The sequence below is a fragment of the Paenibacillus sp. BIC5C1 genome, assembly GCF_032399705.1.
Classification (GTDB): Bacteria; Bacillota; Bacilli; order Paenibacillales; family Paenibacillaceae; genus Paenibacillus; species Paenibacillus taichungensis_A.
In genome coordinates this window covers 525,876-550,896 of the sequence record NZ_CP135922.1, presented here as the reverse complement: position 1 = coordinate 550,896, position 25,021 = coordinate 525,876, and the positions used below count along the sequence as shown (strand labels likewise).

At 49.7% G+C, this 25,021-nt stretch carries 24 protein-coding genes and 1 pseudogene; 6 read left to right on the top strand and 19 right to left on the bottom strand.

Annotation, left to right across the window (positions count from 1 at the left end):
• Nucleotides 1-314: 314 nt before the first annotated feature.
• The 4 genes from RS891_RS02640 to RS891_RS02625 all read right to left on the bottom strand — a co-directional run bounded on the left by RS891_RS02640 (nucleotide 315) and on the right by RS891_RS02625 (nucleotide 3,705).
• On the bottom strand, nucleotides 315-560 hold the full coding sequence (locus RS891_RS02640) for a hypothetical protein (RefSeq protein WP_315794348.1): 246 nt from the start codon (nucleotides 558-560) through the stop codon (nucleotides 315-317).
• A 21-nt stretch (nucleotides 561-581) separates the two neighbouring features.
• Nucleotides 582-2,252, bottom strand: coding sequence for an NAD(P)H-hydrate dehydratase (locus RS891_RS02635; protein WP_315794347.1), 1,671 nt, complete (start codon nucleotides 2,250-2,252; stop codon nucleotides 582-584).
• 141 nt (nucleotides 2,253-2,393) lie between these two features.
• On the bottom strand, nucleotides 2,394-3,026 hold the full coding sequence (locus RS891_RS02630; RefSeq protein ID WP_113055118.1) for an NAD(P)-dependent oxidoreductase: 633 nt from the start codon (nucleotides 3,024-3,026) through the stop codon (nucleotides 2,394-2,396).
• A 265-nt stretch (nucleotides 3,027-3,291) separates the two neighbouring features.
• On the bottom strand, nucleotides 3,292-3,705 hold the full coding sequence (locus tag RS891_RS02625) for a GNAT family N-acetyltransferase (RefSeq protein ID WP_090999435.1): 414 nt from the start codon (nucleotides 3,703-3,705) through the stop codon (nucleotides 3,292-3,294).
• Nucleotides 3,706-3,921: 216 nt separating this feature from the next.
• Here RS891_RS02625 and RS891_RS02620 point away from each other — a divergent pair, with 216 nt between their 5' ends.
• Nucleotides 3,922-4,842, top strand: a complete 921-nt coding sequence (locus RS891_RS02620; RefSeq protein WP_315794346.1) for a hypothetical protein — start codon at nucleotides 3,922-3,924, stop codon at nucleotides 4,840-4,842.
• 148 nt (nucleotides 4,843-4,990) lie between these two features.
• Here the strand turns inward: RS891_RS02620 and RS891_RS02615 are convergent, their stop codons facing one another.
• From RS891_RS02615 to RS891_RS02590, 6 genes are all read right to left on the bottom strand, one after another.
• A complete protein-coding gene (locus RS891_RS02615; protein ID WP_113055120.1) occupies nucleotides 4,991-5,230 on the bottom strand; it encodes a YezD family protein in 240 nt (79 codons plus the stop codon).
• Nucleotides 5,231-5,456: 226 nt separating this feature from the next.
• Nucleotides 5,457-6,332 carry a sulfate ABC transporter permease subunit CysW gene (gene cysW, locus RS891_RS02610; protein ID WP_315794345.1) on the bottom strand — a complete coding sequence of 292 codons (876 nt, stop codon included), beginning with the start codon at nucleotides 6,330-6,332 and terminating at the stop codon, nucleotides 5,457-5,459.
• Between the two features lie 40 nt (nucleotides 6,333-6,372).
• Nucleotides 6,373-7,209, bottom strand: coding sequence for a sulfate ABC transporter permease subunit CysT (gene cysT / locus RS891_RS02605; protein WP_063566191.1), 837 nt, complete (start codon nucleotides 7,207-7,209; stop codon nucleotides 6,373-6,375).
• An 82-nt stretch (nucleotides 7,210-7,291) separates the two neighbouring features.
• Nucleotides 7,292-8,371 (bottom strand): sulfate ABC transporter substrate-binding protein, encoded by a 1,080-nt coding sequence (locus tag RS891_RS02600; protein ID WP_113055121.1) that lies wholly within the window; start codon nucleotides 8,369-8,371, stop codon nucleotides 7,292-7,294.
• 479 nt (nucleotides 8,372-8,850) lie between these two features.
• Nucleotides 8,851-10,725 carry a rhamnogalacturonan lyase gene (locus RS891_RS02595; protein WP_315794344.1) on the bottom strand — a complete coding sequence of 625 codons (1,875 nt, stop codon included), beginning with the start codon at nucleotides 10,723-10,725 and terminating at the stop codon, nucleotides 8,851-8,853.
• A 248-nt stretch (nucleotides 10,726-10,973) separates the two neighbouring features.
• Nucleotides 10,974-12,029: a lactonase family protein gene (locus RS891_RS02590; RefSeq protein ID WP_315794343.1), complete on the bottom strand. Its 1,056-nt coding sequence runs from the start codon at nucleotides 12,027-12,029 to the stop codon at nucleotides 10,974-10,976.
• A gap of 326 nt (nucleotides 12,030-12,355) precedes the next feature.
• Between RS891_RS02590 and RS891_RS02585 the strand changes: the two genes are divergently transcribed.
• Nucleotides 12,356-13,039: an S-layer homology domain-containing protein gene (locus tag RS891_RS02585; RefSeq protein WP_315794342.1), complete on the top strand. Its 684-nt coding sequence runs from the start codon at nucleotides 12,356-12,358 to the stop codon at nucleotides 13,037-13,039.
• 115 nt (nucleotides 13,040-13,154) lie between these two features.
• On the opposite strand, the gene RS891_RS02580 is transcribed toward RS891_RS02585, so the two are convergent.
• Complete coding sequence (locus RS891_RS02580; protein ID WP_113055128.1) at nucleotides 13,155-13,781, bottom strand: nitroreductase family protein; 627 nt, start codon at nucleotides 13,779-13,781, stop codon at nucleotides 13,155-13,157.
• Between the two features lie 247 nt (nucleotides 13,782-14,028).
• On the bottom strand, nucleotides 14,029-14,493 hold the full coding sequence (locus RS891_RS02575; protein WP_113055130.1) for an Rrf2 family transcriptional regulator: 465 nt from the start codon (nucleotides 14,491-14,493) through the stop codon (nucleotides 14,029-14,031).
• A 435-nt stretch (nucleotides 14,494-14,928) separates the two neighbouring features.
• On the opposite strand from RS891_RS02575, the gene RS891_RS02570 reads away from it, so the two are divergent.
• The 3 genes and pseudogenes from RS891_RS02570 to RS891_RS02560 all read left to right on the top strand — a co-directional run bounded on the left by RS891_RS02570 (nucleotide 14,929) and on the right by RS891_RS02560 (nucleotide 16,220).
• Nucleotides 14,929-15,654, top strand: coding sequence for an MBL fold metallo-hydrolase (locus RS891_RS02570; RefSeq protein ID WP_181586703.1), 726 nt, complete (start codon nucleotides 14,929-14,931; stop codon nucleotides 15,652-15,654).
• Nucleotides 15,651-15,779: pseudogene (locus RS891_RS02565) on the top strand (TetR family transcriptional regulator); the annotation flags it as partial. The gene RS891_RS02570 and the pseudogene RS891_RS02565, both read left to right, overlap by 4 nt.
• Nucleotides 15,780-15,830: 51 nt before the next feature.
• Nucleotides 15,831-16,220, top strand: coding sequence for a TetR-like C-terminal domain-containing protein (locus tag RS891_RS02560; RefSeq protein ID WP_258530778.1), 390 nt, complete (start codon nucleotides 15,831-15,833; stop codon nucleotides 16,218-16,220).
• Nucleotides 16,221-16,318: 98 nt separating this feature from the next.
• Here RS891_RS02560 and RS891_RS02555 read toward each other — a convergent pair whose 3' ends face one another.
• From RS891_RS02555 to RS891_RS02545, 3 genes are read right to left on the bottom strand one after another with little or no spacing between them, the layout of a single operon-like run.
• Nucleotides 16,319-17,449 (bottom strand): hypothetical protein, encoded by a 1,131-nt coding sequence (locus RS891_RS02555; RefSeq protein ID WP_315794341.1) that lies wholly within the window; start codon nucleotides 17,447-17,449, stop codon nucleotides 16,319-16,321.
• Between the two features lie 50 nt (nucleotides 17,450-17,499).
• Nucleotides 17,500-18,933 carry a glycosyltransferase family 2 protein gene (locus tag RS891_RS02550; protein ID WP_315794340.1) on the bottom strand — a complete coding sequence of 478 codons (1,434 nt, stop codon included), beginning with the start codon at nucleotides 18,931-18,933 and terminating at the stop codon, nucleotides 17,500-17,502.
• A complete protein-coding gene (locus RS891_RS02545) occupies nucleotides 18,914-20,074 on the bottom strand; it encodes a HEAT repeat domain-containing protein (protein ID WP_315794339.1) in 1,161 nt (386 codons plus the stop codon). Before RS891_RS02545 ends, RS891_RS02550 begins: the two co-directional genes overlap by 20 nt.
• 217 nt (nucleotides 20,075-20,291) lie before the next feature.
• Here RS891_RS02545 and RS891_RS02540 point away from each other — a divergent pair, with 217 nt between their 5' ends.
• Nucleotides 20,292-20,777 carry a CcdC family protein gene (locus RS891_RS02540; protein WP_175382111.1) on the top strand — a complete coding sequence of 162 codons (486 nt, stop codon included), beginning with the start codon at nucleotides 20,292-20,294 and terminating at the stop codon, nucleotides 20,775-20,777.
• A 102-nt stretch (nucleotides 20,778-20,879) separates the two neighbouring features.
• On the opposite strand, the gene RS891_RS02535 is transcribed toward RS891_RS02540, so the two are convergent.
• The 4 genes from RS891_RS02535 to RS891_RS02520 all read right to left on the bottom strand — a co-directional run bounded on the left by RS891_RS02535 (nucleotide 20,880) and on the right by RS891_RS02520 (nucleotide 24,970).
• A complete protein-coding gene (locus tag RS891_RS02535; protein ID WP_113055138.1) occupies nucleotides 20,880-21,893 on the bottom strand; it encodes an NADP-dependent oxidoreductase in 1,014 nt (337 codons plus the stop codon).
• A gap of 174 nt (nucleotides 21,894-22,067) precedes the next feature.
• Nucleotides 22,068-22,814 carry a type I methionyl aminopeptidase gene (gene map, locus RS891_RS02530; RefSeq protein ID WP_315794338.1) on the bottom strand — a complete coding sequence of 249 codons (747 nt, stop codon included), beginning with the start codon at nucleotides 22,812-22,814 and terminating at the stop codon, nucleotides 22,068-22,070.
• Nucleotides 22,815-23,360: 546 nt separating this feature from the next.
• Entirely contained in the window at nucleotides 23,361-24,182 is an 822-nt protein-coding gene (locus tag RS891_RS02525) for a serine/threonine protein kinase (protein WP_315794337.1), read from the bottom strand.
• A 134-nt stretch (nucleotides 24,183-24,316) separates the two neighbouring features.
• On the bottom strand, nucleotides 24,317-24,970 hold the full coding sequence (locus RS891_RS02520) for a MerR family transcriptional regulator (RefSeq protein ID WP_315794336.1): 654 nt from the start codon (nucleotides 24,968-24,970) through the stop codon (nucleotides 24,317-24,319).
• Nucleotides 24,971-25,021: the final 51 nt, after the last annotated feature.

The following is a 25,021-nucleotide window of genomic DNA, read 5'->3' as shown; positions in this document are numbered from 1 at the left end:
TCTTGGGTTTACGAAGCGATAACCCATTCTAACGAATCGAACACACCTTAATTGGCGGATTTGGGTCGAATACACAGTTTAACGAATTCCAGGCACGCTATTCCTGTTATACGGGTGTAAATTCGGGCCAAAACCTGCCGATGTAGGATAATAACGTTGCTGTGATTCGTTAAACCCCAGATCAATGGAAAATGAAGCCAATAGCGTGTGTCCGGTTCGTTAAACGTTAATGGCACTAAAAAGGGATGTCCACGTCATGTTAATGACTATGGGACATCCCTTTCATGATGTTATGCATGGTTTAGTTGTTTCTGTTATGCGCAGGAGGAATGAAGGGGCACATGTACTTCTTGCTTGTACTTCTTGCTTGTACTTCTTGCTTGTACTTCTTGCTTGTACTTTTTGCGTATACCTCTTTTGTGTTCTTCCTGGCGTTCCTTCTTGCGAGCACTTCCTGTGCATACTTCGGTGCACGTTCTTCTTGCGAGTACTTCCTGTGTGTCCTTCTTGCGGTTCTTCCTTGCCGTTCTTCCTTGCCGTTCTTCTTGCGTGTTACACACGGTCTTCACTCATGCCCCTAGTTACAGTGCATCCATGATATCCCCGGCCAGTAAGGATGCCGGATCACCGCGCAGCAGCGCGGCCCTCTCTCCTGCCTGGCCGTGTAGAAACACGCCAAAGGTAGCAGCCTGCTCCGCGCTGAGCCCTTGGGCAAGCAGACCGGCGATAATGCCGGTCAATACGTCTCCCGCACCGCCGGTTGCCATGCCGGCGTGCCCGGTGGTGTTGATATACGCCTCGCCGGATGGCGTTGCGATGACCGTTCGTGCTCCCTTGAGCACAAGGATCACGCCCTGCTCGCGGGCGTACCGTGCAGCGTGTCCAATTCGGTCACGCTGTACTTCGGGGGTCGACATGCCCAGCAGTCGGCCCATCTCTCCGGGGTGCGGCGTCAGGATGGTCGCCGCACTTCGTTTGCCCCAGTCGCGTGGCCCCGTTGGGCCAGCGTCTGCCAGCATGTTGAGGGCGTCCGCGTCGATGACGAGCGGGCGATCCGAATGCTGCCACAGACGGCGCAGCCAGTCTGTGTCGCCCTTGAAGCGGCCGAGGCCCGGGCCGGTTGCGAGCACGTCGCGGCTTTCCGCGAGACGCAGCAGGGCGTCGGCGGAAGCCGCGTTCCACTCGCCGCTGTCGCCACCTGCGGCGGCAGCGAGCATGAGCTCGGGCACGGTGCCGATGACATGCGGCAGCAGTGCCGCGGGCAGCGCCCATGTGGCGAGCCCGCAGCCAGCGCGCAGCGCGGCCTTGGCCGAGAGCAGGCCTGCGCCGCTCATCGGCAGACTGCCTGCGGCCAGCAGCACGTGGCCGTAAGTGCCCTTATGGCCGTCCGGTGCCCGGAGGCGGCCCGTATCCACGCGCAGCGCACTTCGCAGCACCTCTTCCGTCAGCAGACGGACCGAGGGGCCGTGCTCCGGCGCAAGCCGCGCGGGAATGCCGATGGAGCGCACCACGATGCGCCCCGCGGCAGATGCGCCCGGGTACTGCACCAGCCCGCGCTTAAGCAGCGCGAGACATACGGTCACCCGGGCCTGAATGCAAGGCTCGTATACCTCTCCGGTGTCGGCATTCAGCCCACTTGGCACATCGGCGGACACGACTGGCTTGCCGCTGTCGTTTGCCGCCGCAATCAGCGCCGCGTATGCTCCGCGCGGCGCCCCCCGCGAGCCGGTGCCCAGCAGCGCATCCACGATGCCTGTGCACCGGCTGAAGTCCACGGCATCGCGCCCGTGCACAAGGGCTGGGATGCCGAGCTGCGCTGCGGCATCCCGCTGCACTGCGGCTTCGCCCCGCAACGCATCCGGCGCATCGGCGTAAACCAAAGTCACGCCGAGCCCCGCCTCAACCAAATGGCGCGCCGCAACCAGCCCGTCGCCGCCATTATTACCCTTGCCGATCAGCATGTACCACTGCTGATCTCCGGGTTGCTCCATCACGAACGCCGGATCGGCGATGATGTCGCCACCATGACCTTCCCGATCCCCGGGCCCGGTGTGCGCCCGCTTCCGGTTACCATCGCTCAAGCGATCCTGCTGCTCCGAACTGAGGCCAACGTCCTTTTCCCGGCACAGCCGGATAACTTCCTCGGCGATGGCTCTGCCTGCGTTCTCCATCAGACTGGCAGCAGGAATGCCTAGCTTGTGAATCGTATGCTCATCCACAGCTCTCATCTGTTCAGCGGTTACGATAAACAACGTTCATCCCTCCCCGGCGAAATTCACGGAAATTTACATCTTCGAATAGGTTAATGTCGCGATGCCTCTTTCGTTTTCCAAGCTGCTTCGCTTCATTCTAATATTCGCATCTGTTTTTTCCTGTCCTTTACTCTGTGACCCTTAGTACCCCACCGTAAACCGGGATTGAATAAATTGCGGATCATCCAGCTCATCCACCAAAGCCGCTGCAAAATCGCCAACGGAAATCGAACTCTCACCCAGATCATCGGTGATCACACGACTCATGCCCACCCGGAACAGACCTGTCCGTCTTCCTGTTGTGATCGTAGCCGCAGGACTCATGTAGGTCCAGTTGATATCCGATGCCTCAATCAGGTTATACGCATCAACATGAGCCTTCGCCAGTGGTTTGACTTCCTCTGGGAATCCAGGTGTGTCCATCAGCATTTCTCCAGAATCCGTAAGCAAGCTTCCTGCTCCACCCACGACAACCAAACGTCCTGCTTTTCCACGACGAACACCCTCAATTAATGAACGTGTAACTTCCAGCATCTCTTCCTCCGCACCAAACTTCGGTCCATAGGCACTCACAACAGCTTCTTGTCCGGCTGTAAAATCGGCAACCTGGTCCGGGTTAAGCAAATCCCCCTGTAACACACGCAAACGCTCATGCTCCATCTCAACCTTCGAAGGATCACGAACAATCGCCGTTACCTCATGTCCGCGGTCCATTAACTCCCACAGTATCGTCTTTCCAATCGCTCCGGTTGCTCCAAAAATGGCAACTTTCATATCAAATCCCTCTTTTCAGTAGATATCATCTTGTCAACTTACCGTTATTTTAATACTTAATCCCATTGTTATATACCTTAAACGGCTCACGCCATCTTAAACCCTCTTCATCTACTTGTAAACCATCGCCAACAAATCTCTTCTATTCCCCAATTCAAATGAAAAAAGCCGCAATATGCGGCTCAACATCAATTCCCTCATATTAAAATGAGGTTGTGGGTCATTCCTCTTCACTTTTTGACAACCTGCAGCTTTATTTCGCTTCCTATTCCCCTTGTCTCCACCACATACCTTCCGATTTCGGACTGGTGTAGGTGAAGCCAAATTGAGCGTACAGACGATCGGCAGGAACATCTGCCAGCAGGCTAACCAAGCCACGAGCAGGCACATGTTCACGCAAATAATTCATGATCTCGCTCATGATCAATTTGCCATATCCTCTTCCCTGCTGATCAGGGCGCACAGCGATATCCACCACCTGAAAGAAACAACCACCGTCCCCGATGACCCGGCCCATGCCTACGATTTCATTTTCTTCACGCAGACATACGGCAAAAAGACTATTGGGCAGCCCAATCTCCGCTCCCTCCTTGCTCATCGCACTAAGACCTGCGCTTTTCCGTAACGCTAGGTATTCTGCCGCTGAGGGCGGTGTATGTTCAATGTTGATCTGGTCCATAGCTCATGCTCCCTTCCTATTAAACCAATGATTATGTGTAGAATAAAAAAATTATGGAAATTACATCTTCTTTGCTTGGGTGCTCATGTCCTTCTTATAACAGTAAATTCCTACTGTTCCTGCTTGAATTCACGCAATTCCTGTGTAATAGTGAGAGAAAGCTTATGTGGACCGTGTTTCATGCTACGCTACAGTTTTTGCAAAGGAGGAACCATTGTGCTTCAACGCTGGATGCTTGCTCTATTCTCATATCCGGGCTTCGTGGCGGTATTACTCGGAATGATCGCTGTGCTGCTTGGTCTCTACGTGTGGTCAGCAACTGAGGTCAGACGAAGCCGTGATAGGCGAATGCACGCGATACGAGACACACTATACATAAGTACAACCCTACTTGGACAACTCACAGCCAAAGAACATCGGAATGTTGCTATAACGGAACATGAGCATCATGAACTGATAACTGCCATGCTGTCCTGCAGAACCGCAGTACATCTGTCTCCACAGCTTCAGGATCAGATCCGCAGCTGTATCATCGATGTGGATCCCGCCAGGCTCGCATTGATGCACAGGGCTCTGGAACGAGAGAGTGCAGCCTTGTCCGATGAATTGAATCGTTACGTACATCTAGACCATTGGGGAAAATCAATCTGGAATGTCATTCGTCCAGCTGCCGAGCCCACCGCTGTCGCGGCTGTACTGTACCTAATTGCTGATTTTGTGTTTCGTCAACAAGGTCTGTTGTATCCTTTCTGGCATTCCTGGTTCAATGCTTTGCCATGGATACGCTTTGTTTCCTTAATCATCACGGTGTTCTATGGTTATCTGCTCTGGTCCAGCCCAAGACAGGGTTCATCGGGGACAGTAACCAAAGCACTCGTTACTCTAATTGCGCTGTGCTCGCTGCTTCATCTGATCGGACTTGCTGCTGCTCCCTACGCATTGGGATTGCAACTCATCCTGTTCATCTCTGGCTTCAGCCTGACAGGAACGCCTTCTCGCAGTGATCGCCCGTACGCGGGACACACCGATTCGGATAAGGAATTGAATAGCAGTACAGAAGCACATGAGGATGAGAACCTGGATATGGAGCTAAACCTCTATAAACCGCGCACATCTGGAGCCATTTCTGAAAAGTGAACCTCTCTGTTAACTTGATTCGCCTGCATCATCAAAATCAGTTCATTCAAAACCAAAAAAGAGAAGCCCGGAAAATCGGCGGCTTCTCTTTTTTGGTTTCTACTATTTTTTTGCATTATGCCTAATCCAATCATGAATTACATGAAGCCTATCCCTTCGCGCTTGCATTCGATGAGCGCAATGAACGGGGTGAGCTGCCTCGTGCAGTGCTGCCGGATTTGGAGGCGCTGCCGGAGGACGTATTTTCAAAACGTTTACGTTCGGTCCGCTCCATCTGCACAATCTGGCCTTCGTGCACAACGATGTGTAACGAGCCAAACTCCATGTCATTCAGTTGTCCGGCAATTCGATCCATCCATACCTCATCCACTTTTAACGGCTTAGCCATAGAGCCGCCTCCTCTTCTCGGGCTACTGCCCGCTATATTCCTCAAGTGCGCTGTCATCCAACCCGACTTATAATTCATTCTTATCCAACCTATATACTTGGTTTATACATTAGCAGGGCTTCCAGTAGCTGTCAATCCGAATTTTCATGAAGTTTAAACAAAATCCATTTTCATTCGGAACCCTCTTCAAAACCAAGATGATCGGCACGGATACAGGAGTCGTACATCATTTTTCGGGAATCGTTTTATGACCCAACCAGCTCTTGAGCAGCAACGTTGCTAGAGCCAAAATCAGCAGCAAGGAGGCGACGGCAAACGAAGCAGAGAATTGATATTCGTTATACAGAATCTCGACATGCAGCGGCAAGGTGTTGGTCTCCCCGCGAATATGTCCCGATACAACAGACACGGCCCCGAACTCGCCCATCGCCCGTGCATTACACAGAATAATGCCATACAGCAGTCCCCACTTGATGTTGGGAAGGGTCACGTTCCAGAAGATCCGCCACCCGGAGGCCCCAAGCGTAACTGCCGCTTCTTCTTCCCTCGTGCCTTGATCCTCCATCAACGGAATCAGTTCTCTGGCGACAAAAGGAAACGTAATGAACAATGTTGCGATGACAATGCCGGGCAGGGCAAAAATAATTTTGATATCATGCTCGGCCAGCCAAGGTCCAAACCATCCATTCGAACCAAAGACGAGGACAAAGATTAACCCGCCTACGACAGGCGAGATCGAAAAAGGTAGATCGATCAGGGTGATCATGAGTCCTTTGCCCCTGAATTGGAACTTGGTAATAACCCACGCTGCCGTCACACCGAATATCGTATTGAGCGGTACGGTAATTCCGGCAACCAGCAGCGTAAGTTTCAATGCCGACATCGCGTCCGGCTCGGTAAGCGCAGCGATGTAGACACCCCAGCCTTGCTTTAACGCCTCCATCAGCACGATCACCAGCGGCAAGATGAGAAGCCAGAGCAGCACCAGACTTGCCAATCCAATCAACAACCATTTAACCCATGGTGCTTCCGTAGTTGCACGGTTTGGCCCAGGCCCGGTTCGCACACGGGAAGCAGGCGTCAATGGAACGGAACCCGCCATATTCTGTACCTCCTTTTGGTTTAGGTTGGTTCACTGCTCACTAAGCTCTGCCTGCCTTCCGGCTCCAGCGTTGAAGTGAATTAATGATCAAGAGCAGGACAAAAGAGACCAGCAGCAGCAGCAAGGCTACCGCCGTAGCTCCCGCATAATCGAACTGCTCCAGCTTCGCCATGATCAGCAAGGGCGCAATCTCCGTTTTCATTGGCATATTGCCTGAAATAAACACCACTGAGCCATATTCGCCAATACCTCGGGCAAAGGCCAAAGCAAAACCTGTCAGCAGCGGCGGGATCAGATCCGGAAGCAGAATCTTCCGGAATATCCGCCATCTTCCCGCTCCCAGCGTAGCCGCAGCTTCCTCCACCTCCGTCTCCAGTTCCTGTAATACTGGCTGCACTGTGCGCACCACAAACGGAATCCCGATAAACATCAGCGCGAGCGTAATGCCCGCCTGTGAATAGGCCAGCTTGATGCCCAATGGCTCCACAAACTGCCCAATCCAGCCATTTCCGGCATACAGCGCCGTTAAGGCAACCCCTGCCACTGCCGTCGGCAAGGCAAAAGGCAGGTCAATGACGGCATCAAACAGTCGTTTTCCCGGGAACTCATACCGGACGAGTACCCAAGCCAGGAGCAGCCCGAGGACCAGATCAATCAGGGCCGCTGCACCTGCAGTCAGAAAACTCACCTGGAAAGAAGCCAGTACCCGGGGATTGGTCGCCACCTCAATCAATGTGGACCAGGTCAGCCCTGTGGAGTTAAACAAGAGCGCTGCCAGTGGAATAAGTACAACCAGGCTCAGGTATAGCACACTGTAACCCATCGTTAATCCGAATCCCGGCAGTGTGCGACTCCGGGCCACCATCACCTTGCTCATGCACGTTCATCCTCTCTGCCTTCAGTCGGTCGGACTGGTTGGCCGCTTACATGGTCACGCAACAATATCGACGTCAGATGCATTAGCTGCCCGGAACATAAATCTGGTCAAAGATACCGCCATCATTAAAATGCTTGGCCTGGGTATCGCGCCATGTGCCAAATACATCGTTCAATGTGAACAGCTCAAGCTGCGGGAACTGATCCTTGAACTTTTCCTTCACACTGTCCAGGGTTGGGCGGTAATAATTTTCAGCAGCAATGGTTTGCCCCTCTTCACTGTACAAATATTTCAGATAGGCGTCCGCCACTTCGCGGCTGCCTTTTTTGTCTGCATTTTTATCTACAATTGCTACAGGTGGTTCAGCCAAAATACTGACCGAAGGCACAACAATGTCGAATTTGTCTGGACCCAGCTCTTTAACTGACAAGAAAGCCTCGTTCTCCCATGCAAGCAGTACATCACCAATACCACGCTCTACAAACGTAGTTGTCGCTCCACGTGCTCCAGAGTCAAGGACAGGCGCATGTTTGAAGAGCTCTGCAACAAATGCTTTGGCCTTCTCTTCATCATTGTTGTTATGTTTGAGCGCATATCCCCATGCCGCCAGATAGTTCCAGCGTGCCCCGCCGGACGTTTTCGGATTTGGGGTAATGACCTGGGTATCTCCCTTGATGAGATCATCCCAGTCCTTAATGCCTTTCGGATTGCCTTTGCGTACCAAAAATACGATCGTTGATGTATACGGGGAGCTGTTGTGCTCGTATTTGTCCTGCCACCCCGCATTAATCAGACCTTTATCTTCAATAGCATCGATATCGTATCCCAATGCCAACGTAACCACATCCGCGTCCAGACCATCAATGACGGAACGACTTTGTTTACCTGACCCACCATGAGACTGCTTAACCGTTACTTCCTGACCTTTCTCTTTCAGCCAATAGGCCGCAAACGCCTTGTTATATTGCTCATAGAGTTCACGTGTCGGATCATAGGATACATTCAGCAACTCGATCGCTTTTGCCCCTTCTTTGCCGCCTTCCGTTCCACCCGATGTTCCTGCCGCATTCGTGCCACCGCTTTCCGATCCGCATGCCGCCAGTACCCCTGTTAACACCAATGCCAGACCAACCAGAATACCCTTATGAATTCTCTTTTTCATAGATAACACTCCCCCCGAATGGATTTGCAAGATTACCTCAGCAGGCTGAACAGCACGGAACGCACCGAAAAAAAACAAAAAACGGAGGAACCCCCGCGCACTTCTCCCTCATAAAGTCATGCCGGCCCAAAGGCCGTGTATGCTTCATCCAGGATTGATACGCTGCGGTGTTCCTCCGTCTATACGGTGAGAACGTTATTCTGTTCACGTTACGATCTCTCATGTGACTGTAAATGACTTCTTCCGCAAAAAGATCATAGCCATTTTTATTATTCCTACCTGTTTAGTGAGTTATATACGTATCATAAGGGCAGTACATATGACTGTCAAACGTTTTTTTTCCGATTTCTACCGGATATCTGTGTAAATGGCAGAAAAGAAGAACAACGGACCAAAGTCCGTTGTTCCCTTGTCAGCGATAAGTTTTATTCGCTGTAACATCATCCCGGGGGTTGGCTTGAGTTCAAGCCCTTTCGCTCTTATTTGCCTGCATACCGGATATTCGGTACGGGAGGTGTGCTCATGCCATCTCCCAAATAAAAGCCCGTGTGTGGCGGTTGGTTATAGGCTACATTTTGCCAAGCTACGCCCAGACGGTATACCGGATCATGCATCAGGGTGTAGATCCGTTTGTCCGTAACGGCTGTTGTCGTATAGATGCGTAGCGCAGAACTATCATTGGTCCGCCATACCACTTCTTCTCTCCAGTCGCCGAACAGGTCAGCCTGCAGATTCGGTGTGGATTTTGTTCCATTATTGGAAGAAACACCGGATGCCGTCAACAGATTAACCGTTTTGCTATTGGTGTAGTCCCATTTATCGATCCGGTTGCTATCCAGCAATTCCCGGAGCAGGTCACCGTCCCACCAGATGCCAAAATTCGTGGACGAAGGCAAGGTTGTCCCAATTTTCTGCCCTTTGGCTGTATACAACCCACCATCTGCCCACACTTCGGCACCCTTGTAACGCGGATCAATATCAGCTGCCATGCCGCGTCCAATATCTTTTGTCGTAGGTATGCCCCAGATCAACTGACCTGTACGCGCATCACGGAATTCCACTCCGGCATTGGACGGGGTCTCATGCACCTGGAATACTTCAAGTCCCGCACGATCCGGGTCCAGATCACTGAGATGCATGGCATCCCCATGATGAAGCCCTGTCGTGTAGAGTCCCTTACCGTTATCATCTACCGCCATCGCGCCATATACGATCTCATCTTTGCCATCGCCATCCACGTCCGCCACGCTCAGATTATGATTGCCTTGTCCAGCATAACCGGAATTACCTGATGTATTGGAATCAAAAGTCCATTGTTTCGTCAATTGTCCATCCCGCCAGTTGTACGCCACCAGCACGGTCCGGGTATAGTATCCACGCGCCATGACCAGACTTGGCCGCTCTCCATCCAAATACGCAATTGCTGCAAGAAATCGATCGACCCGGTTGCCGTAGTTGTCTCCCCAATCGGACACATTGCCGCGCGCCGGTTCGTAGTTCACCGTGGAAAGTGCTTTGCCGGTCTGTCCATTGAAGATCGTAAGAAACTCCGGCCCGGACAGAACGTATCCGCTGGAATTACGATAATCTTTGCTGGCATCCCCGATTACCGCTCCTGTTCCATCCTTCGTACCATCAGCCGTTTTCATCGCCACTTCGGCCTTGCCGTCTCCGTCCAGATCGTACACCATGAGCTGGGTGTAATGGGCACCCGCACGGATATTTTTGCCCAGACTGATTCGCCACAGGCGTGTTCCATTCAATTTGTAGGCATCGATAAATACTTCACCCGTGTAGCCGCTTTGGGAATTGTCTTTAGAGTTGGATGGGTCCCACTTCACGATCAGTTCATACTCCCCATCTCCATCCACATCCCCTGCACTCGCATCATTGGCACTATACGTATAGGCCACCCCATCCGGCGTTGTACCCCCTGCGGGTACATTAAGAGGTACGGACAAATAATTATTGCCCCATACGCTCGCTACCGCCGAAGCAACCTGTTCGGTTCCACTGACTACGGCTCGAACCGTATATTTGGAACTGCTTGTCCCGCTTGTATCCTGGAGATTGGTACTGTTCGTTATGGGCGATGCGTTTACCTTGGTTCCATCCCGATAGACATTAAACGATACATTCGACCCTTCCGTACCTAGAAGCCGCCAACTGACGAACACACCTGTGCCCGTCTTCACTGCAACTACACCGCGGTCCAGAAACTCCATCTGACGGGCACCCGCAGCATGAGTGACCGAAGTGTCTCCAAGACCCAGCGAAGTAACCAGTAGCGCAGAACTCAGCAGGGACACACCTGCGGTCCGCAATGTACGCTTCCATAACGATCGTTTTCCCATAAAGCCATTGCCTCCCCAATCGAATTGGTAAGCCCGATGCCCTTGGTAGCGCCATCTCATATCAATGTAAGCGCTTTAATATACTCATTTTAAATTAAACATATAATTCCATCTATAGGTCTAATTTAGTAATTTTATGTATGATAAAAAGGAAAAAAGCCGAAAGATGAATCTTTCGACTTGGATGCTTCATTCTCGCACACTCGATCTTAACCCGGACGTAACAAAGAATGTTGTGTCATCTCACCTTATACTACTGGAGCAATACACACTGGACGTGGTATCTCCAATTTGAATCCGTTGTGTGTCAGACGTCCATCTTCACCATTGATCTGAAAAGCAACGAGATTGTTGCTGTCCTGATTGGCGACCAGCAGAATGCCACCTGGCAGCAAGTTAAAGTTACGCGGAGTCTGACCAATAGTGGAAGTCCACTCTATAGCCTCCAACTTACCGGATTCCTGGTCAATATGATACAGCACAATGCTGTCGTCCCCACGATTGGAAGCATAGAGGAAACGGCCACACGGGGATACACGGATATCCGCTCCCGTCCCTTCACCAGAATGCCCTTCAGGCAGTGTGGTGATATGCTGTAACGTAGTGAACTCACCTCGACGCTGATCATACATGAACGCCGTAATGGTGTTACTCAATTCATTAATCACATAGGCCCATTTCGAGTTGGGGTGGAAGACGAGATGTCTCGGTCCGGAGCCTGGAGGCTGATTCATCTCACGGTGCGTTACCAAGCGGCCTTCTTCCTGACGATACACAATAATCTGATCCAGACCCAGATCACAGACAATGGCATATTGACCCGAAGGGTCTGGTTGAATGGAGTGGGCGTGCGGCCCTTCCTGACGGTCGTCATTCTGCCCTCTTCCCGTATGCTCAATCAGCGCACTCATCTCTTCAAGCGTGCCTTGATCCCCTACCGGGAATACGTTCACACTGCCACTGCTGTAGTTCGAAGTCAGCACCCACTTGCCATCCTCCGTGACAGATATATAACAAGGCGATGCGCCCTTCGTCAATTTGCGATACATCAAATGCAGCTCACCCGTTGCAGCATCCCTGCGATAGACCAGCACCTCTCCCTCATCTGTCTCACTTACCACGTACAGAGAGTTCCCATCCGGAGATAAGGCCAGATACGATGGATTTTCTACTCCATCCATATGATTTACAATCCGCAACTCGCCTGTATCCTTGTTCAACGCACAGAGAAATATTCCCGGTTGATCTGCGGATGCATAAGTACCTGTATAGAAAAAAGCTTCATTCGTTGCTGTTGTTTCCATCGTTTCATTCTCTCCTTATTGATTCAAATGATTGATCTCACACTCTAATTACATGCAATTATAAGAAGTTGTATCCCGAATAGTTGATTCCACTTGTTATGTACTTACCCAAATCACAGACTTTTGCTTCAGTGGTTATCTTTCCTCACCATAATACAAAGTGTACGGCCTTACAATAGTCCATTCCCTTTGTACATATTCCAACGGCATTTCTTGTAGAAAACCAATGGAAAATTACAGCAACCTTTTGAGGAATAGGGTCGTCTATAGGGACAAATAGCTTTTATACAAAGGGATACTCCCTGGAAAAGTGAGGCGAACCTGTCATGAAAAAAAACATATTGGCTGCATTAACAGCCGGAGCAATACTCTCCCTTTCTCTGAGCGCGGGTCCGATTCATGCAGCTCAAGCAGAATTTACTGATATTCAAGGTATTACGGGGGCAGACAAGATTGAATCCCTTCATCAGGATGGCTTAATCAAAGGCGTGAGTGATAGCTTATTTAAACCGGAACAAGAACTCAACACAGCTCAGGGAATACAGCTTATTGCTGATGGTCTCCATCTGAATTTGGACACGATTCGTTTTGTCAAGCAACCTCTGCCAAGTGACTACTTCTCCAACGTAAAAGATGGCGTATGGTACAGTGATGCTTTTGTCCGTGCTCAGTTTAATGGTATTAAGATGTCCAACGACATCGACCCTTCCAAGCCGCTAACCCGTGAACAGTACACCCTTTTCTTGATGCAAGGCATTGAAGCTAAAGGCGGCCTGCCGATGATTAACATCAAGCCTGTAGATATCACGGATGAGAAAGAGCTTACGCCAGAATTTCAAGGTGCGGTTCAACGCTCCCTTGTCTTGAAGATTAATACGCTCGATACCGAGGGCAACTTCAATCCGAAGGAAACGATTACCCGCGCCGAAGCTGCGGTTATGATGTATAACGCAATTGAGTACCTGGAAGATTTCAATGCACCGAAAATCCCGGAAACACCAGAGAAATAATGATCCACTGTCATTTTAAATACCAAACAGCCGCATGTTTCCCTCTAGTGGGGACATGCGGCTGTTTATGTTATATCTATTGATATCTATAGCGATAACTGATCTAAAATCAGTCTTAGAAAGAACCTTTAACTACAACTTCTGACAACGGGAAACGACCTGACGGACGAGCTGGAACTGCAGCTTTACCTACAGTGATCAACAACGTTGGCAAATAACGCGCAGGGATGTTGAACGTTTCGATCAATTGTTGCGGGTTGTAACCACCCATTGGGCAAGTATCATATCCCAGGGAACGTGCAGCAAGCATAATGTTCTGTGAAGCAAACGATGCATTACGGATCGCTTCATCGCGAGCGATTTGCGGATTTTTGTAAGCACCATTGATCTGTCCAACCAATGCGTCACGAACTTCAGAAGGGATTGCACCTGCTTCAACAGCCTGATCATAAATCACGGCGTTGCGGTTCGCTTCCAGATCCCCGAGTACAGCGATCGTAACGGAACTGTCTGTGATTTGACTTTGGCCGTAAGCGATTGGCAGCAACTTGGCTTTGTCTGCTTCGGATTCGATCACGAGGAATTTCCAGTGTTGCAGGTTCCATGAAGACGGTGCTTCGGAAGCGGCAGTCAGGATAGCGTTCAAATCTGCTTCAGGCATAACAAAACCACTTTCGTACTTTTTGACAGCGTGACGTTCGTTAATCACGCGAAGTGTTTCATTGTTTTCAATGCTGGACATGCGTTCCACTCCCCAAGTTCTTTTTATTTTTTTACGTTCGTAAGGCCCAACTCTACCGAGTTCTCACCTTCCGAAAATAACATCAGCGCAGACGATCGCTTCCATCTGTGTTCACGTTATGCCCGGAATCGCCTGAAACATCAACGGATCTTACACCCGGAGCAAACGCCCTTGTATAGCCTGTCCACTATGCCTGACAGCAGCAGTCCAAGGCCAGATCATGAAGAGCTGTTAACGATCAGATCTGTCATGACCTATCCTTCATGGACAAGGGTTCCATAGACAAAGAACATTCTTTCCCATTACCGATACGATGCTTCACATCCTCAATGGATATACGGTCAAAATAAGCGCTTAATGCTTCTTCGCCTCCATCGTAGATGCTTCCCATTACATCCTGCATATTGGAAGAAACAACGCACGTTGAACCAGTTTCTCCCGAGCACCAACTGGGACCCAGTGATCCACCGGCTACCAGTCTGTACAATTCTCCAAGCTTTATTTCTCCACTCGGACGGCTGAGCAGATATCCACCGTGAGCACCTTCCTTGGTGGTCAGGTATCCGTGCTTCCGCAGCACACTAAGCACCTTGCGTACTCTGGCTGGATGCGTACCCACACTTTGAGACAAGTCTTCACTATTGGCCATACACTCATCCTTCATGGACAGAAAGACCAGACAGTGTACAGCAATGGTAAATTCACTGTTCATTACTTACTCCCTTCCCGGCATATCGTTCACCGATGAACATTCAATCCAAGGTAAGTATAACTGTTATTATAGGAATAACAGTTATGTTTGTCAACACTCTCAACTTAGGGGTTAGAAAACCCGATTCCCCTGTCATATCAGTATATACAGGCTCTTCATAGACTAAGTAAAAAGGTTGAGTTCTAACCGTTTTTATGGGGGAAAGAACAAAAAAAGTGAGCCTATCGCTTCGCGAAAGGCTCCAATAAGATAGACATATGAAAGGGCTTACGAGATTATTATAATCGGTTATTCTCATTTTGAAAACGCTTTTTTTGTAAAGTGATTTTACGGCTTAAAATATCCTATTTTTTAAGCATATCTTCATAGGGTATTGCAAAAACTAATGATATTAGTTATATTACTAACAACATTAGTTTTAAGGAGGGTTCAATGATGCGAATTACACGTGAGCATGATGTTGTCCAGGTTTCATTCCTTCCACGCCTCTTCCCCGTGAACGTATATCTTGTTGAAGAAAAAGATGGGTTTACCCTTATTGATGCCGGAATGCCATTCAGTCTGAAGGGGATTCTATCTACTGCACAATCCCTGGGTAAACCGATTACCAGAATCATTCTGACTCACGCCCATGGCGACCATGTTGGTGCACTGGACGGTCTTAAGGATGCGCTGCCTGAAGCCGAGGTCTGCATCTCAAGAAGAGATGCCCCGCTGCTGGCCGGAGACGCTTCCCTGCTTCCCGGCGAGCCGCAGACTCCGGTACGCGGTAGTGTACCCAAAGCGATCCGCACCCGGCCGGATCGCTTGCTCGATGATGGCGACCGGATCGGATCCCTGGTCGCCATTGCTACCCCAGGCCATACGCCGGGCCATATGGCCTTCATGGATACGCGCAGCCGCGTGCTCATCGCTGGCGACGCGTATCAGCTGCACGGCGGTCTCGCCGTATCCGGCCGGCTGCGCCCGCTCTTTCCGTTCCCCGCGCTGGCGACGTGGAACCGTGAACTTGCTCTTGCCAGCGCCAAGCGCTTGGCTGAGCTGGAGCCGTCCGTGCTCGCTGTAGGGCACGGACGAATGCTGCGTCAGCCCGCTGCGGCTATGCGAGCAGCTACAGCAGACGCGGAGCAGCGGCTGCGCCCTGCCGGGGGGCATCTGTGAGCCCCCGCCAAGGGCTGGATCGCGGCGTTCTGTTAAGCGCCGCCGTCCAGCTTGCCGACAGCGACGGATTCCATTCGCTAACACTGGCCGCTCTGGCCCAGCGGCTGGATGTGCGCTCCCCGTCGCTCTACAACCACATCAACGGTCTTCCCGGGCTTCGCCAGGAATTGGCGTTGATGTCCGCACAGCAGCTCAGGCTTGCATTAACTGAGGCTTCCGCCGGCCGTTCCGGCGACGAAGCCATTCAGGAGGTCGCTGCTGCATATATCGGCTTCGTCCGCAAGCATCCAGGGCTGTACGAAGCCTTCTTCCACGCCCCGGACCGTCAGGAACCACAGCTCGTTGTGGAGAGTACAGCTGCCCTAAATCTGTTGCTCCGCCTGTTGCAGCCCTATACACTAAGTGAAGCGGAAACGCTCCATGCCGTTCGCGGATTACGCAGTCTTTGCCATGGCTTCGCCTCCATGGGTGAAAAAGGCGGCTTCGGTATGAACTTTGACCCGGATGAGAGTCTGCAACTTTCCGTGGCCGCTTTCCTGAATGGATTGCAACATCTTCATTCATAAAACCCGATATATCTTTGATGCCAAATAGAGGAGGGCTGCAGATGATCTGCAGCCCTCCTTATGTATCCTACCGTCCCGCAACCAAAGGAACGGTTTTTCTATTGCCAGGGTGCTTGCCCTGATTGGACTTCCTGCAAAATCTTCTTCATTACGGGTACGTATACCTTCCAGTAAAACCGATCAGGGACACCCTTTTGATCCGGTGTAAGCTTCGTTTTTACTACATCCCATCCCTTGATACGGCGCCAGAACGAATAATGCTCCAGCTCTCCGAAGGACCCTGCCATATAATACGTCCGATTATAGCCCTCATTCCGGATAAGAGCAGCGAATTCCACCGGAATACCTGCGTCCATCAGTTTCTGCTGACCATTCTCCGTCAGATCCGTCTTATACCAGGCCAGTACATCAGCCTGTTGTTGAGGCACAATAATGTCGAACCATTCGCTGTAATGGATATCCCGGGTAATTCCACTCCATTCCTCACCTTCCTGTGTAAAGGAGAGCTTTACGTCACCGCTCTTTACATCCCGGCCTTTCTTCAGTACAATCACCCGTCCATCCTCATGAACCAATAAAATACCTGCTCCGTGATAGGGCCAATCCCTTTTCTCTCTAAGCTCGTAGTTCATTCGGACTCTCTGCGGCACTTCATCCAGGCTCTGCAGATCCGATACCGATCTCCCCTGCCATCCACTGCTTTTCATACCCAGAATCGGATACAATTGCTCTTTTGTCATGTTCGAAACAGCATTCGACAAGGCGCTAAACTCAGCAACAATCGTTACACCTTTGGTTGCGGCTTCACGGATTTTGTGCGCATCATAGATCGTGAGACCTTCATAGGCTTTGTCTTGTATACGCTCATTCGTATCTGTAGATGAAAGATGATGATTAGCCGTCAGATAGATCAGGTCCGTGTCGGTTACCTCATCCGGCAATTTCCGTTCAATACGGGAGATTCCGTTCTGTATATCATATCCGTAGTAGTCTTCTTCATACGTATAATGCTCCCCTGTCTGTTGGACAATCTTCTGTTGATTCAAAATCCACACCAGTCCCTTATGCCCTACATAGGACAAGTCCGGTTTACCTTTGTCAACAATCATGATGTTAAGCGGTATCGGTGCCTGTGATTGCCACAAAATCCAGGGAATAACCAGGACCACTGATACCACGGTCAAGCAAGCCAATGTCCATACCGTGAGCGGCCTGTGATTTCTATTCATGAAGCGTATTCCTCCTTGCTCTGTTCCAAGGTATTACGATGATCGGCAAACTACCCCTTTCCGTGCTTACTGTCCTTCTTCCCGTATCCCACGACCTGCAACAGTCCGTAAATACGGAATACATTGTTCATAGGTCTAAACCAAAATGTCTCTGAGCATGCGTACAAAAACAGTCGTGTCACCTCACGAAACGTATATGCTCTGCGGGAGGACCATATTTCAAACATCACCGCGCAAGCCGACAACAGGGAACCGTAGAGCACCAGAAGCAGAGCAAGGACCAGACATAGCTTGACATCCACAATTTGTAACCACATTCCCGAGATCAGAAAAATTATCGTCGCAATCTCCAGAACCGGTCCCATCAGTTCAACAAGGATAAAATAAGGAATCGATACCATCCCCATCCACCCATAGTGCGGATTTCCAATCATGCTGCGCTGTTCCCATAGGCTGCCCGCGAGCTGTCTATGCCAGCCAGCACGCTGCTTCAGCAGTTGGCTCCAGGACTCCGGTACGTTGACACTGCAGATCGGATCGGGAATGTATATAATACGTCCAGGCTCTTTCATCTGTTTCATATGTTTGTGCAACCGCATGACAAGCTCAATGTGACCTACATGAGAATCCGTGTTGTAACCGCCGATTTCCATGATCCTATTTTTTTTAAAAACACCGAAAGCTTGTGATGTAAACAACAGAATATTGATGTTATATCGTACAAGTCCTATGCCACTGATCAAAAAAGCTCGCACATATTCAATATATTGCATTATAAGCAGGGGGCTTAATTCCCGTTCTGACGATGTAATGCCTTGAATCGAAGTAAATGGGTACTTCCCATTGGCCATATCTACCCTGCCGCTGCAAGCGACGATCTCTTCACCCGGAAGAGCGCTCATAACTGGTTTCATGATCTTCACCAACGCATCCCTTTCTAACACAGTCGCCTGTCCAATCGATGCAACATAGGGATATTGAGACATGTTGATCCCCACATTCAGTGAATCCATATGGCCACCATACTCCTTATCAATCACGAGGAGATGGCAGTGCACCATAGATCGGTACACTGCCCTGATCTGTCCAATCTCCCGTTCCAGACCCGAATAATGAACTTTACTCTGAATAGGCAACAAATCATACGTATCCATTAGCTGCTGCATGGTTCCATCTTGGGAACCATCATTGATGATGATAATTTCATAGAGAGCATATTGCGTTTCCAACAAACGTTCGACACGGTCAACAATCATGTTCTCGCTGTTGTACACTGGGACAAGAAGTGATACCGGCGGAGCCAGCTCCTCATTCAGCATCTCATCATATTGAAGCGAGTCCACATCCCTCTGCCGGATCAGCATCCGGACAGCAGCGAGAAACAGTACACTGAACATCACAATGGCGAGTATAAGGTATATCAAAATCCCCTCGTGCCACGCCACAATCAAACTCCGCAGCATATTAATCCATCTTTCGTCCATACTGCTTCCTTTCCAGCGTTTCCTCCGCTATCTGCCTTGCGTATTTATCCGGGTGTTCTGAGGCTGTATAGCGCAGTTCCTCAACCGCCTGCTCGTATCGAGCAAGTGAATTCGCTGCCTCCTGCCTGATTTGAAAAGAAGGGTCTCCCATCAACCTTTTCAGTAGCGGGACAAAAGCTTCTTCACGAATGCTGCCCATCAATCGGGCCACAACTAAACGCTCCGAGCGTGGCCTTTCGTCACCCTGCTCATTCCATACCAGCAACAACTGTCTCAGCAAACGCTTATCCTTCTTTTCAACATGGGCGAGCGCCTGTAACGAGCGGGTGCGAAGTTCAGCATCCCCTCCAAGGATCAGTGCCTCCAGCAATGAAATAGCGTTATCTGTCTGTTCATCACGGATTCGCAGAGCATCAATGAACGTACACTGGACCTGATAAGATAGTTCCTTGAAATGTTCCATTAGTTTCAACCACATCTCATCTGTGAGCGGTAACAAGATCTGCAAATACTGTGAATCGGAAAGCAACGTATCCTTTCGCAGTAATTCCTTCAAAACTCTCATATACCCTGTTCTGGCATACATGCGTAAGATGATGAACCGCTCAAGCGGCGTACATGAAGCAGAACGAAGGATGTCCTCAAGCTTGGGCAATAGTTCTATCATATGAAATTGCTCGACGTATAACAAAGTGTTAACCCTAACGCTCCACTTCCTCGATCCAAGCCTTGTTCTGTATGAACTTTCAAAGACTCTCCAAGACAAGAAGCGAATACGTGCAAGCTCCATTTCTCGGGGCCCTTGAGACAGTCGTTGTAACAAGATGCCCTGCAACACAGCCTGTTGATCTCCCGACATATTAAGCAAAGCGGAGTCAAGTTCTCCTGTGTCAAAATAATTCCTTAGGGCGGAACCTTCACCTTCTGCATTAAACTCATGCAACCATTTTGCTTGCACGACCACCCTTCGCCTCGCTGCATGCTTATCCCATAGGATGTAGCCATACGCGCATAGCAGGAGCACAAGCACACTTCCACATATGATACTGGACAACTGTAGTAACAAAACGGTTTTCCCTTCAAACCACCCAGCATTTTGCCCACCGATAAGGTGGACATTCATCCGTACATGATCGTTCATTTCCTGATTTCCCCTTACTCGAATAAACCGCCTCACACTGGGTACAATAATACAAATTTTTCAAATGAACCCTCTATATACAATCCGGGTAAATGATACACTAAGCATTCTATCGGCTTTCTTCGTTTGTGATATAATAGAAACAGAAAATTCCGGTAATTCGCATCATGTTCCGGATGTCCGGATAACATATTATTCCAGAAAGAGGGAGTTTTACGTGGCTCAAATCAGTCCGTCTTACCTTCAGATCGGTGCAACTCTGGGTATGCTCGTCATGGCCCTACTTGCCATTTTTATTCGAATGAAAGCCAGCCACCGTCCGGTAACCATTCGCAAAATACTTATTCCCCCGCTGGGAATGAGTACGGGTTTTCTCATGTTTGTTGTACCTGAGACACATGTTCCGCTTCTATGGGCACTTATCGCGCTGTTGGTGGGCTGGTTTATATTCTCGTATCCCCTCATTCGCAGTACTCGCTTTGAACGAGTTAACGAAGAAATTTTTGCCACCCGTTCACGAAGCTTCGCGTTCATTCTGCTTGGATTGCTGGCAATACGCCTAATCCTGCATGAAGTCATTCAGCGTTATGTAAGCATTCCTCAAACGGGTGGATTGTTCTTCCTTCTGGCCTTCGGTATGATCGTACGCTGGCGGGTATATATGTACAAACACTATAAGGAAGTTGTTGCTGCCGAATCTTAGCTTCATCGCAACATCCTAACAACTAAAAAGACACGTTCTGTGCACTTCATCGTGCGGAACGTGTCTTTTCTTGTGCTGGCATATGTTCTAGGGATTCTATATCTATTCGGGGTCCGCAACCTTTACAAGCTGTTTACCCAAGTTATCTCCTGAGAAGAGGCCCATAAATGCTTCAGGCGTCTGGTCAAAACCTTCCACAATGTTTTCTTCAAACTGAATGTGGCCTTCCTTGATCCATTTTGCTAGCTTGGCTCGGCCTTCCTTGAAGGACTTGGCATAGTCACCCACCAGAAAACCTTTCATCAACGCTGTATTGGTTAACAATAACGTCTGTGGGCGCATGCCGATATCCGGTTTCTCCAGATTATATGACGAAATCTGTCCACAGAGTGGAATACGTGCATTCCGATTAATATGGCGCAGTACCGCATCCGAGATTTCACCGCCAACATTGTCGAAATAGACGTCTACGCCAGCCGGGCAAGCCCGTTCAATGGCAGCAGACATATCCTCTTCGTGCTTATAGTTCAACACCACATCGAATCCCAGTTTTTCTTTCAGATACTCACATTTTTCGTCAGAACCTGCAATCCCGATTACACGCGCACCTACAATCTTGGCGATCTGGCCCGCAATCATGCCTACCGCTCCGGCGGCTCCCGATACGACCACCGTTTCGCCATCCTTCGGCTTACCGATGTCTTCCATGCCAAAATAAGCGGTCAAACCGGTCATGCCCAACGCACCCAGGTAAGCCGTAATTGGAGCCTCTTCTGTATCAATCAGGGAAATATCTCCCGTATTTACGGCTGCATACTGCTGCCAGCCCCACATGCCGGATACTAAATCCCCTTTGCGCAGATTGGGTTCCGAAGAATCCACCACCTGCCCAATCGTTCCGCCCTTGATCACTTCATTCAACGCATAGGGGGGAGCATAGGATTTTGTATCTTTCATGCGGCCCCGCATGTATGGATCTACAGACAAATATAGCGTACGTACCAGAACTTGTCCTGCATCCGGTACAGGAAGCGGTGCATCAATGAATTTAAAGTCTTCTCTGGATGGGGCACCTTCGGGACGAGACGCAAGTACGATCTGTTTATTTTCAGACACCAAAATGACCTCCTTCTTGCCAGTGGACAGGGGTTAAACCTCTGTCAGCTGATATTATTAACCACCGGCTCTATGTGTATCGCCTCTAAATAGTTTAAACCGAAACAGGCGGATCACAAACGTGGGCCGCCTTGAAATATGCAAATATCATCACATTGGAGACATTGGGAGCCATTATTGAGCAGTCAGAATAACAGGACCATCTGCTGTAATGGCAATCGTATGCTCATATTGGGCAGACAGGCTTCCATCCTGAGTACGCGCTGTCCAACCATCCGAGTCGAGCTTGCTACGGTACGTACCAATGTTCAGCATCGGCTCAATCGTAATAACCATGCCTTCCTTGAGACGTGGACCACGGTGTGGTGGGCCGTAGTGAGGCACCTGTGGTTCCTCATGCATTTTCTCGCCAATTCCGTGACCGATAAATTCACGGACAACCGATAAGCCTTCTCCTTCCGCATACGTCTGAATCGCATTGGAGATATCACCGATCCGGTTGCCGATCACAGCCAGTTCAATCCCTTTGTAGAGGGATGTTTTGGTCACGTCTAATAGATGTTGTGCTTCTGGAGTCACCTGACCCACCGCATACGACCACGCGGAATCAGCCAGCCAGCCGTTCAGATTCACGACCATATCAATCGTAACGATGTCCCCATCCTGCAGTACATATTTTCCCGGAAATCCATGACAGATCACATCATTAACCGACGCACATGTCGCATATTGATACCCGTTGTATCCCTTTTGTTCCGGCGTAGTGCCATTTTTCTTCATAAAAGCTTCGGCAAACTGATCAATTTCCTGTGTCGTGATCCCTGGACGGATCATTCCGGCGATTTCTCTATGGCATGCGGCAAGAATTTCTCCGGCCTTCTTCATAAGTTCGATTTGTTCTTTGGTTTTCAACGTAATCATTACAACTACTCCTGTCCGTTAAAATCTCATCCTGTCTTCTATTGTAACGCGAAATGCTCAAAATAAAAAATTCCGTGTAATCCTCAACATTCTATTATACACCTCGCCCCTGTCCAATAAATACAATTCCCCTTAAAAAAATTCGAAACCCGTCTAACAAAGCTCCGTATATGCTTAAAACGGTTGAAGACGAAAGGATGAACGTTCATGTTCAAAAAGATTATCGGCAAACTCCTCGATTCTAAATCTTCATCTCATCATAGGCGTAACAGCTCATCGGATAGACACTCATATAAACGTCACAGCAGTTCCTCTGGCAAACGCAACTACAGACGATATTCATCTTCGGATGCAAAACACCGGGATAACCGCCATGGCTCCGGTTACTATAAAAGCAGAAAATACAGCTCCAGCTAAGCTGGTATTACGATTTCCAAACAGAAATGTTCGTTTCATTTAGACTGGCGTTAAATCATCGTATATGTATTAAAAGGGTTGTTCTGCTTGCCGTCTTCACGGTTAGCAAAACAACCCTTATTTATTTCTTCATCGCAATTTTATCAGCACACGGTCAATATCTGCCTGTAACTTCAGTGCTTCACCTTCATAGCCTGGACGAAGTCCAAGCAGTCGTTCCAGGATGTCGCGAACTTCCTTCGTGAGCTTGAGTTCTTCCTGCCAGCTGGCCGGTTTGCGGCCCTTCTCTGGCTCGTAAGCGGAATACAGCATGAACAAAAGAAAATGACCGAGATCCTGCAAATCCTGGTCAGGTGCAGCCAGTTCATCTTCAGGTTCAGGTAATTCACGCATCCGGCGTTTCAGCTCAGGCCACAACGGCTCCCCCATGCGCCGCGCCAGGCCAAAATCAATTAAACGCACCTGCCCGTCACGTAAAATGACATTTGGAATACGCACATCTCCATGAATATATCCCTGCTCATGAACATGCATAATGGGAGCCAGCAGTTGCTTTGCCAGCTCCAGACAATCCTGTTCCGTATATTTGCGGCCTTGCTCGAATATACACTGTTCCAGTGTCTCACCAAGGATGTACTCGGTAACAATGTAACTACGCGCACGATATGTGAACACATCCAGCAACTTAGGGATAGCCGGATGATCCATCCGATTCACCACATCCGCCTCCCTGTCCAGCAACCGTACAGCGAGTCTACCTTTGCTGGGTTTGGACTCTTTTAACGCCACATCCTTGCCAGTCTGTTCATCAGTACACAGGTACGTCAGTCCATAACTTCCCATGCCGAGCAAGTCATATATCGTATAACGCCCGGCGATCTTCGTACCTTTCCGCCGGGGACGATCAGTCCATAGGCCGAGCAGTCTTTGCCAGCTTCGTCGCAGCTCCACAGATCCTCCCACGCCAGCCATCTAATCTTCTGTTTTCCGTTTAAAAAGAGCAGATCAGCAGCCAGTCTTGTTGTTGTATGGGCTCATTATATCAAGCTATCTGTGTAAAATCACGACGAGCATGGGCCGAGTTCTCAGGCTTCTTTGTGCTTTTTGGGCAGCAGCCCAAACAACATTCGGAGCGATGTTCCTTTGGGTTTGCGTTTTCTTCCCTGGAAGCTGCGCAGATTGGTGACCAGTTCACGATCCCGCTCCTCTTCCAGCTTCTCATTCATCCAAAGACGCTGCTTCTCCATCTGCTCCTGAAGAGCAAGATGGGTATCCGCCAGATGCTGCAGCGTTAACTCCAGTTCGTCCACCCGATGCTGCAGTAGTTGGACCTGATCATCCTGCTGTCCGACAGCACCGTATGTCACTTCACTCACGAGTTGTCCCAGACCTTCATAAGATCTTAGGGCTCCAGTCGGTTCAGGTGCCTCAGGAAATATTGCGGGCATCACCGTAGCCGCACATTCCATCTCCGAAGCATCCTTCACTGTCATCACAGGCACTTCTGGAGCCAGTACGGTGACTACAGCATCCGAAAGCGGCAGGTTATGTTCCCTAAGCTCTGTCATCAAGCGTTCAATGCACTCGATATCGTCCGACTTGAACAGTCTGGATTTGTTGGCGGAACGTTCAAATCGGTATCCCTGTTCCTCAAGTGCTGCCGCATATTTACGAAGAGTACTGGCACCAATGCCCAGGCTCTTGGCCGTTTCCGTCGTTGCTCCTGCTTCTGCAATCATTATTATTCCCTCCCGGAATGAAGTCTTTTTGGTACAAGGTAGTGGCTTCAG

Bases quoted from the DNA above. Each gene is read 5' to 3' on its own strand.
- RS891_RS02630 (WP_113055118.1), bottom strand. From the start codon at position 3,026: ATGAAAGTTGCCATTTTTGGAGCAACCGGAGCGATTGGAAAGACGATA.
- RS891_RS02625 (WP_090999435.1), bottom strand. From the start codon at position 3,705: ATGGACCAGATCAACATTGAACATACACCGCCCTCAGCGGCAGAATAC.
- RS891_RS02615 (WP_113055120.1), bottom strand. From the start codon at position 5,230: ATGGCTAAGCCGTTAAAAGTGGATGAGGTATGGATGGATCGAATTGCC.
- cysW (WP_315794345.1), bottom strand. From the start codon at position 6,332: ATGGCGGGTTCCGTTCCATTGACGCCTGCTTCCCGTGTGCGAACCGGG.
- cysT (WP_063566191.1), bottom strand. From the start codon at position 7,209: ATGAGCAAGGTGATGGTGGCCCGGAGTCGCACACTGCCGGGATTCGGA.
- RS891_RS02600 (WP_113055121.1), bottom strand. From the start codon at position 8,371: ATGAAAAAGAGAATTCATAAGGGTATTCTGGTTGGTCTGGCATTGGTG.
- RS891_RS02595 (WP_315794344.1), bottom strand. From the start codon at position 10,725: ATGGGAAAACGATCGTTATGGAAGCGTACATTGCGGACCGCAGGTGTG.
- RS891_RS02590 (WP_315794343.1), bottom strand. From the start codon at position 12,029: ATGGAAACAACAGCAACGAATGAAGCTTTTTTCTATACAGGTACTTAT.
- RS891_RS02585 (WP_315794342.1), top strand. From the start codon at position 12,356: ATGAAAAAAAACATATTGGCTGCATTAACAGCCGGAGCAATACTCTCC.
- RS891_RS02580 (WP_113055128.1), bottom strand. From the start codon at position 13,781: ATGTCCAGCATTGAAAACAATGAAACACTTCGCGTGATTAACGAACGT.
- RS891_RS02575 (WP_113055130.1), bottom strand. From the start codon at position 14,493: ATGAACAGTGAATTTACCATTGCTGTACACTGTCTGGTCTTTCTGTCC.
- RS891_RS02570 (WP_181586703.1), top strand. From the start codon at position 14,929: ATGCGAATTACACGTGAGCATGATGTTGTCCAGGTTTCATTCCTTCCA.
- RS891_RS02560 (WP_258530778.1), top strand. From the start codon at position 15,831: ATGTCCGCACAGCAGCTCAGGCTTGCATTAACTGAGGCTTCCGCCGGC.
- RS891_RS02555 (WP_315794341.1), bottom strand. From the start codon at position 17,449: ATGAATAGAAATCACAGGCCGCTCACGGTATGGACATTGGCTTGCTTG.
- RS891_RS02550 (WP_315794340.1), bottom strand. From the start codon at position 18,933: ATGGACGAAAGATGGATTAATATGCTGCGGAGTTTGATTGTGGCGTGG.
- RS891_RS02545 (WP_315794339.1), bottom strand. From the start codon at position 20,074: ATGAACGATCATGTACGGATGAATGTCCACCTTATCGGTGGGCAAAAT.
- map (WP_315794338.1), bottom strand. From the start codon at position 22,814: ATGATTACGTTGAAAACCAAAGAACAAATCGAACTTATGAAGAAGGCC.
- RS891_RS02520 (WP_315794336.1), bottom strand. From the start codon at position 24,970: ATGATTGCAGAAGCAGGAGCAACGACGGAAACGGCCAAGAGCCTGGGC.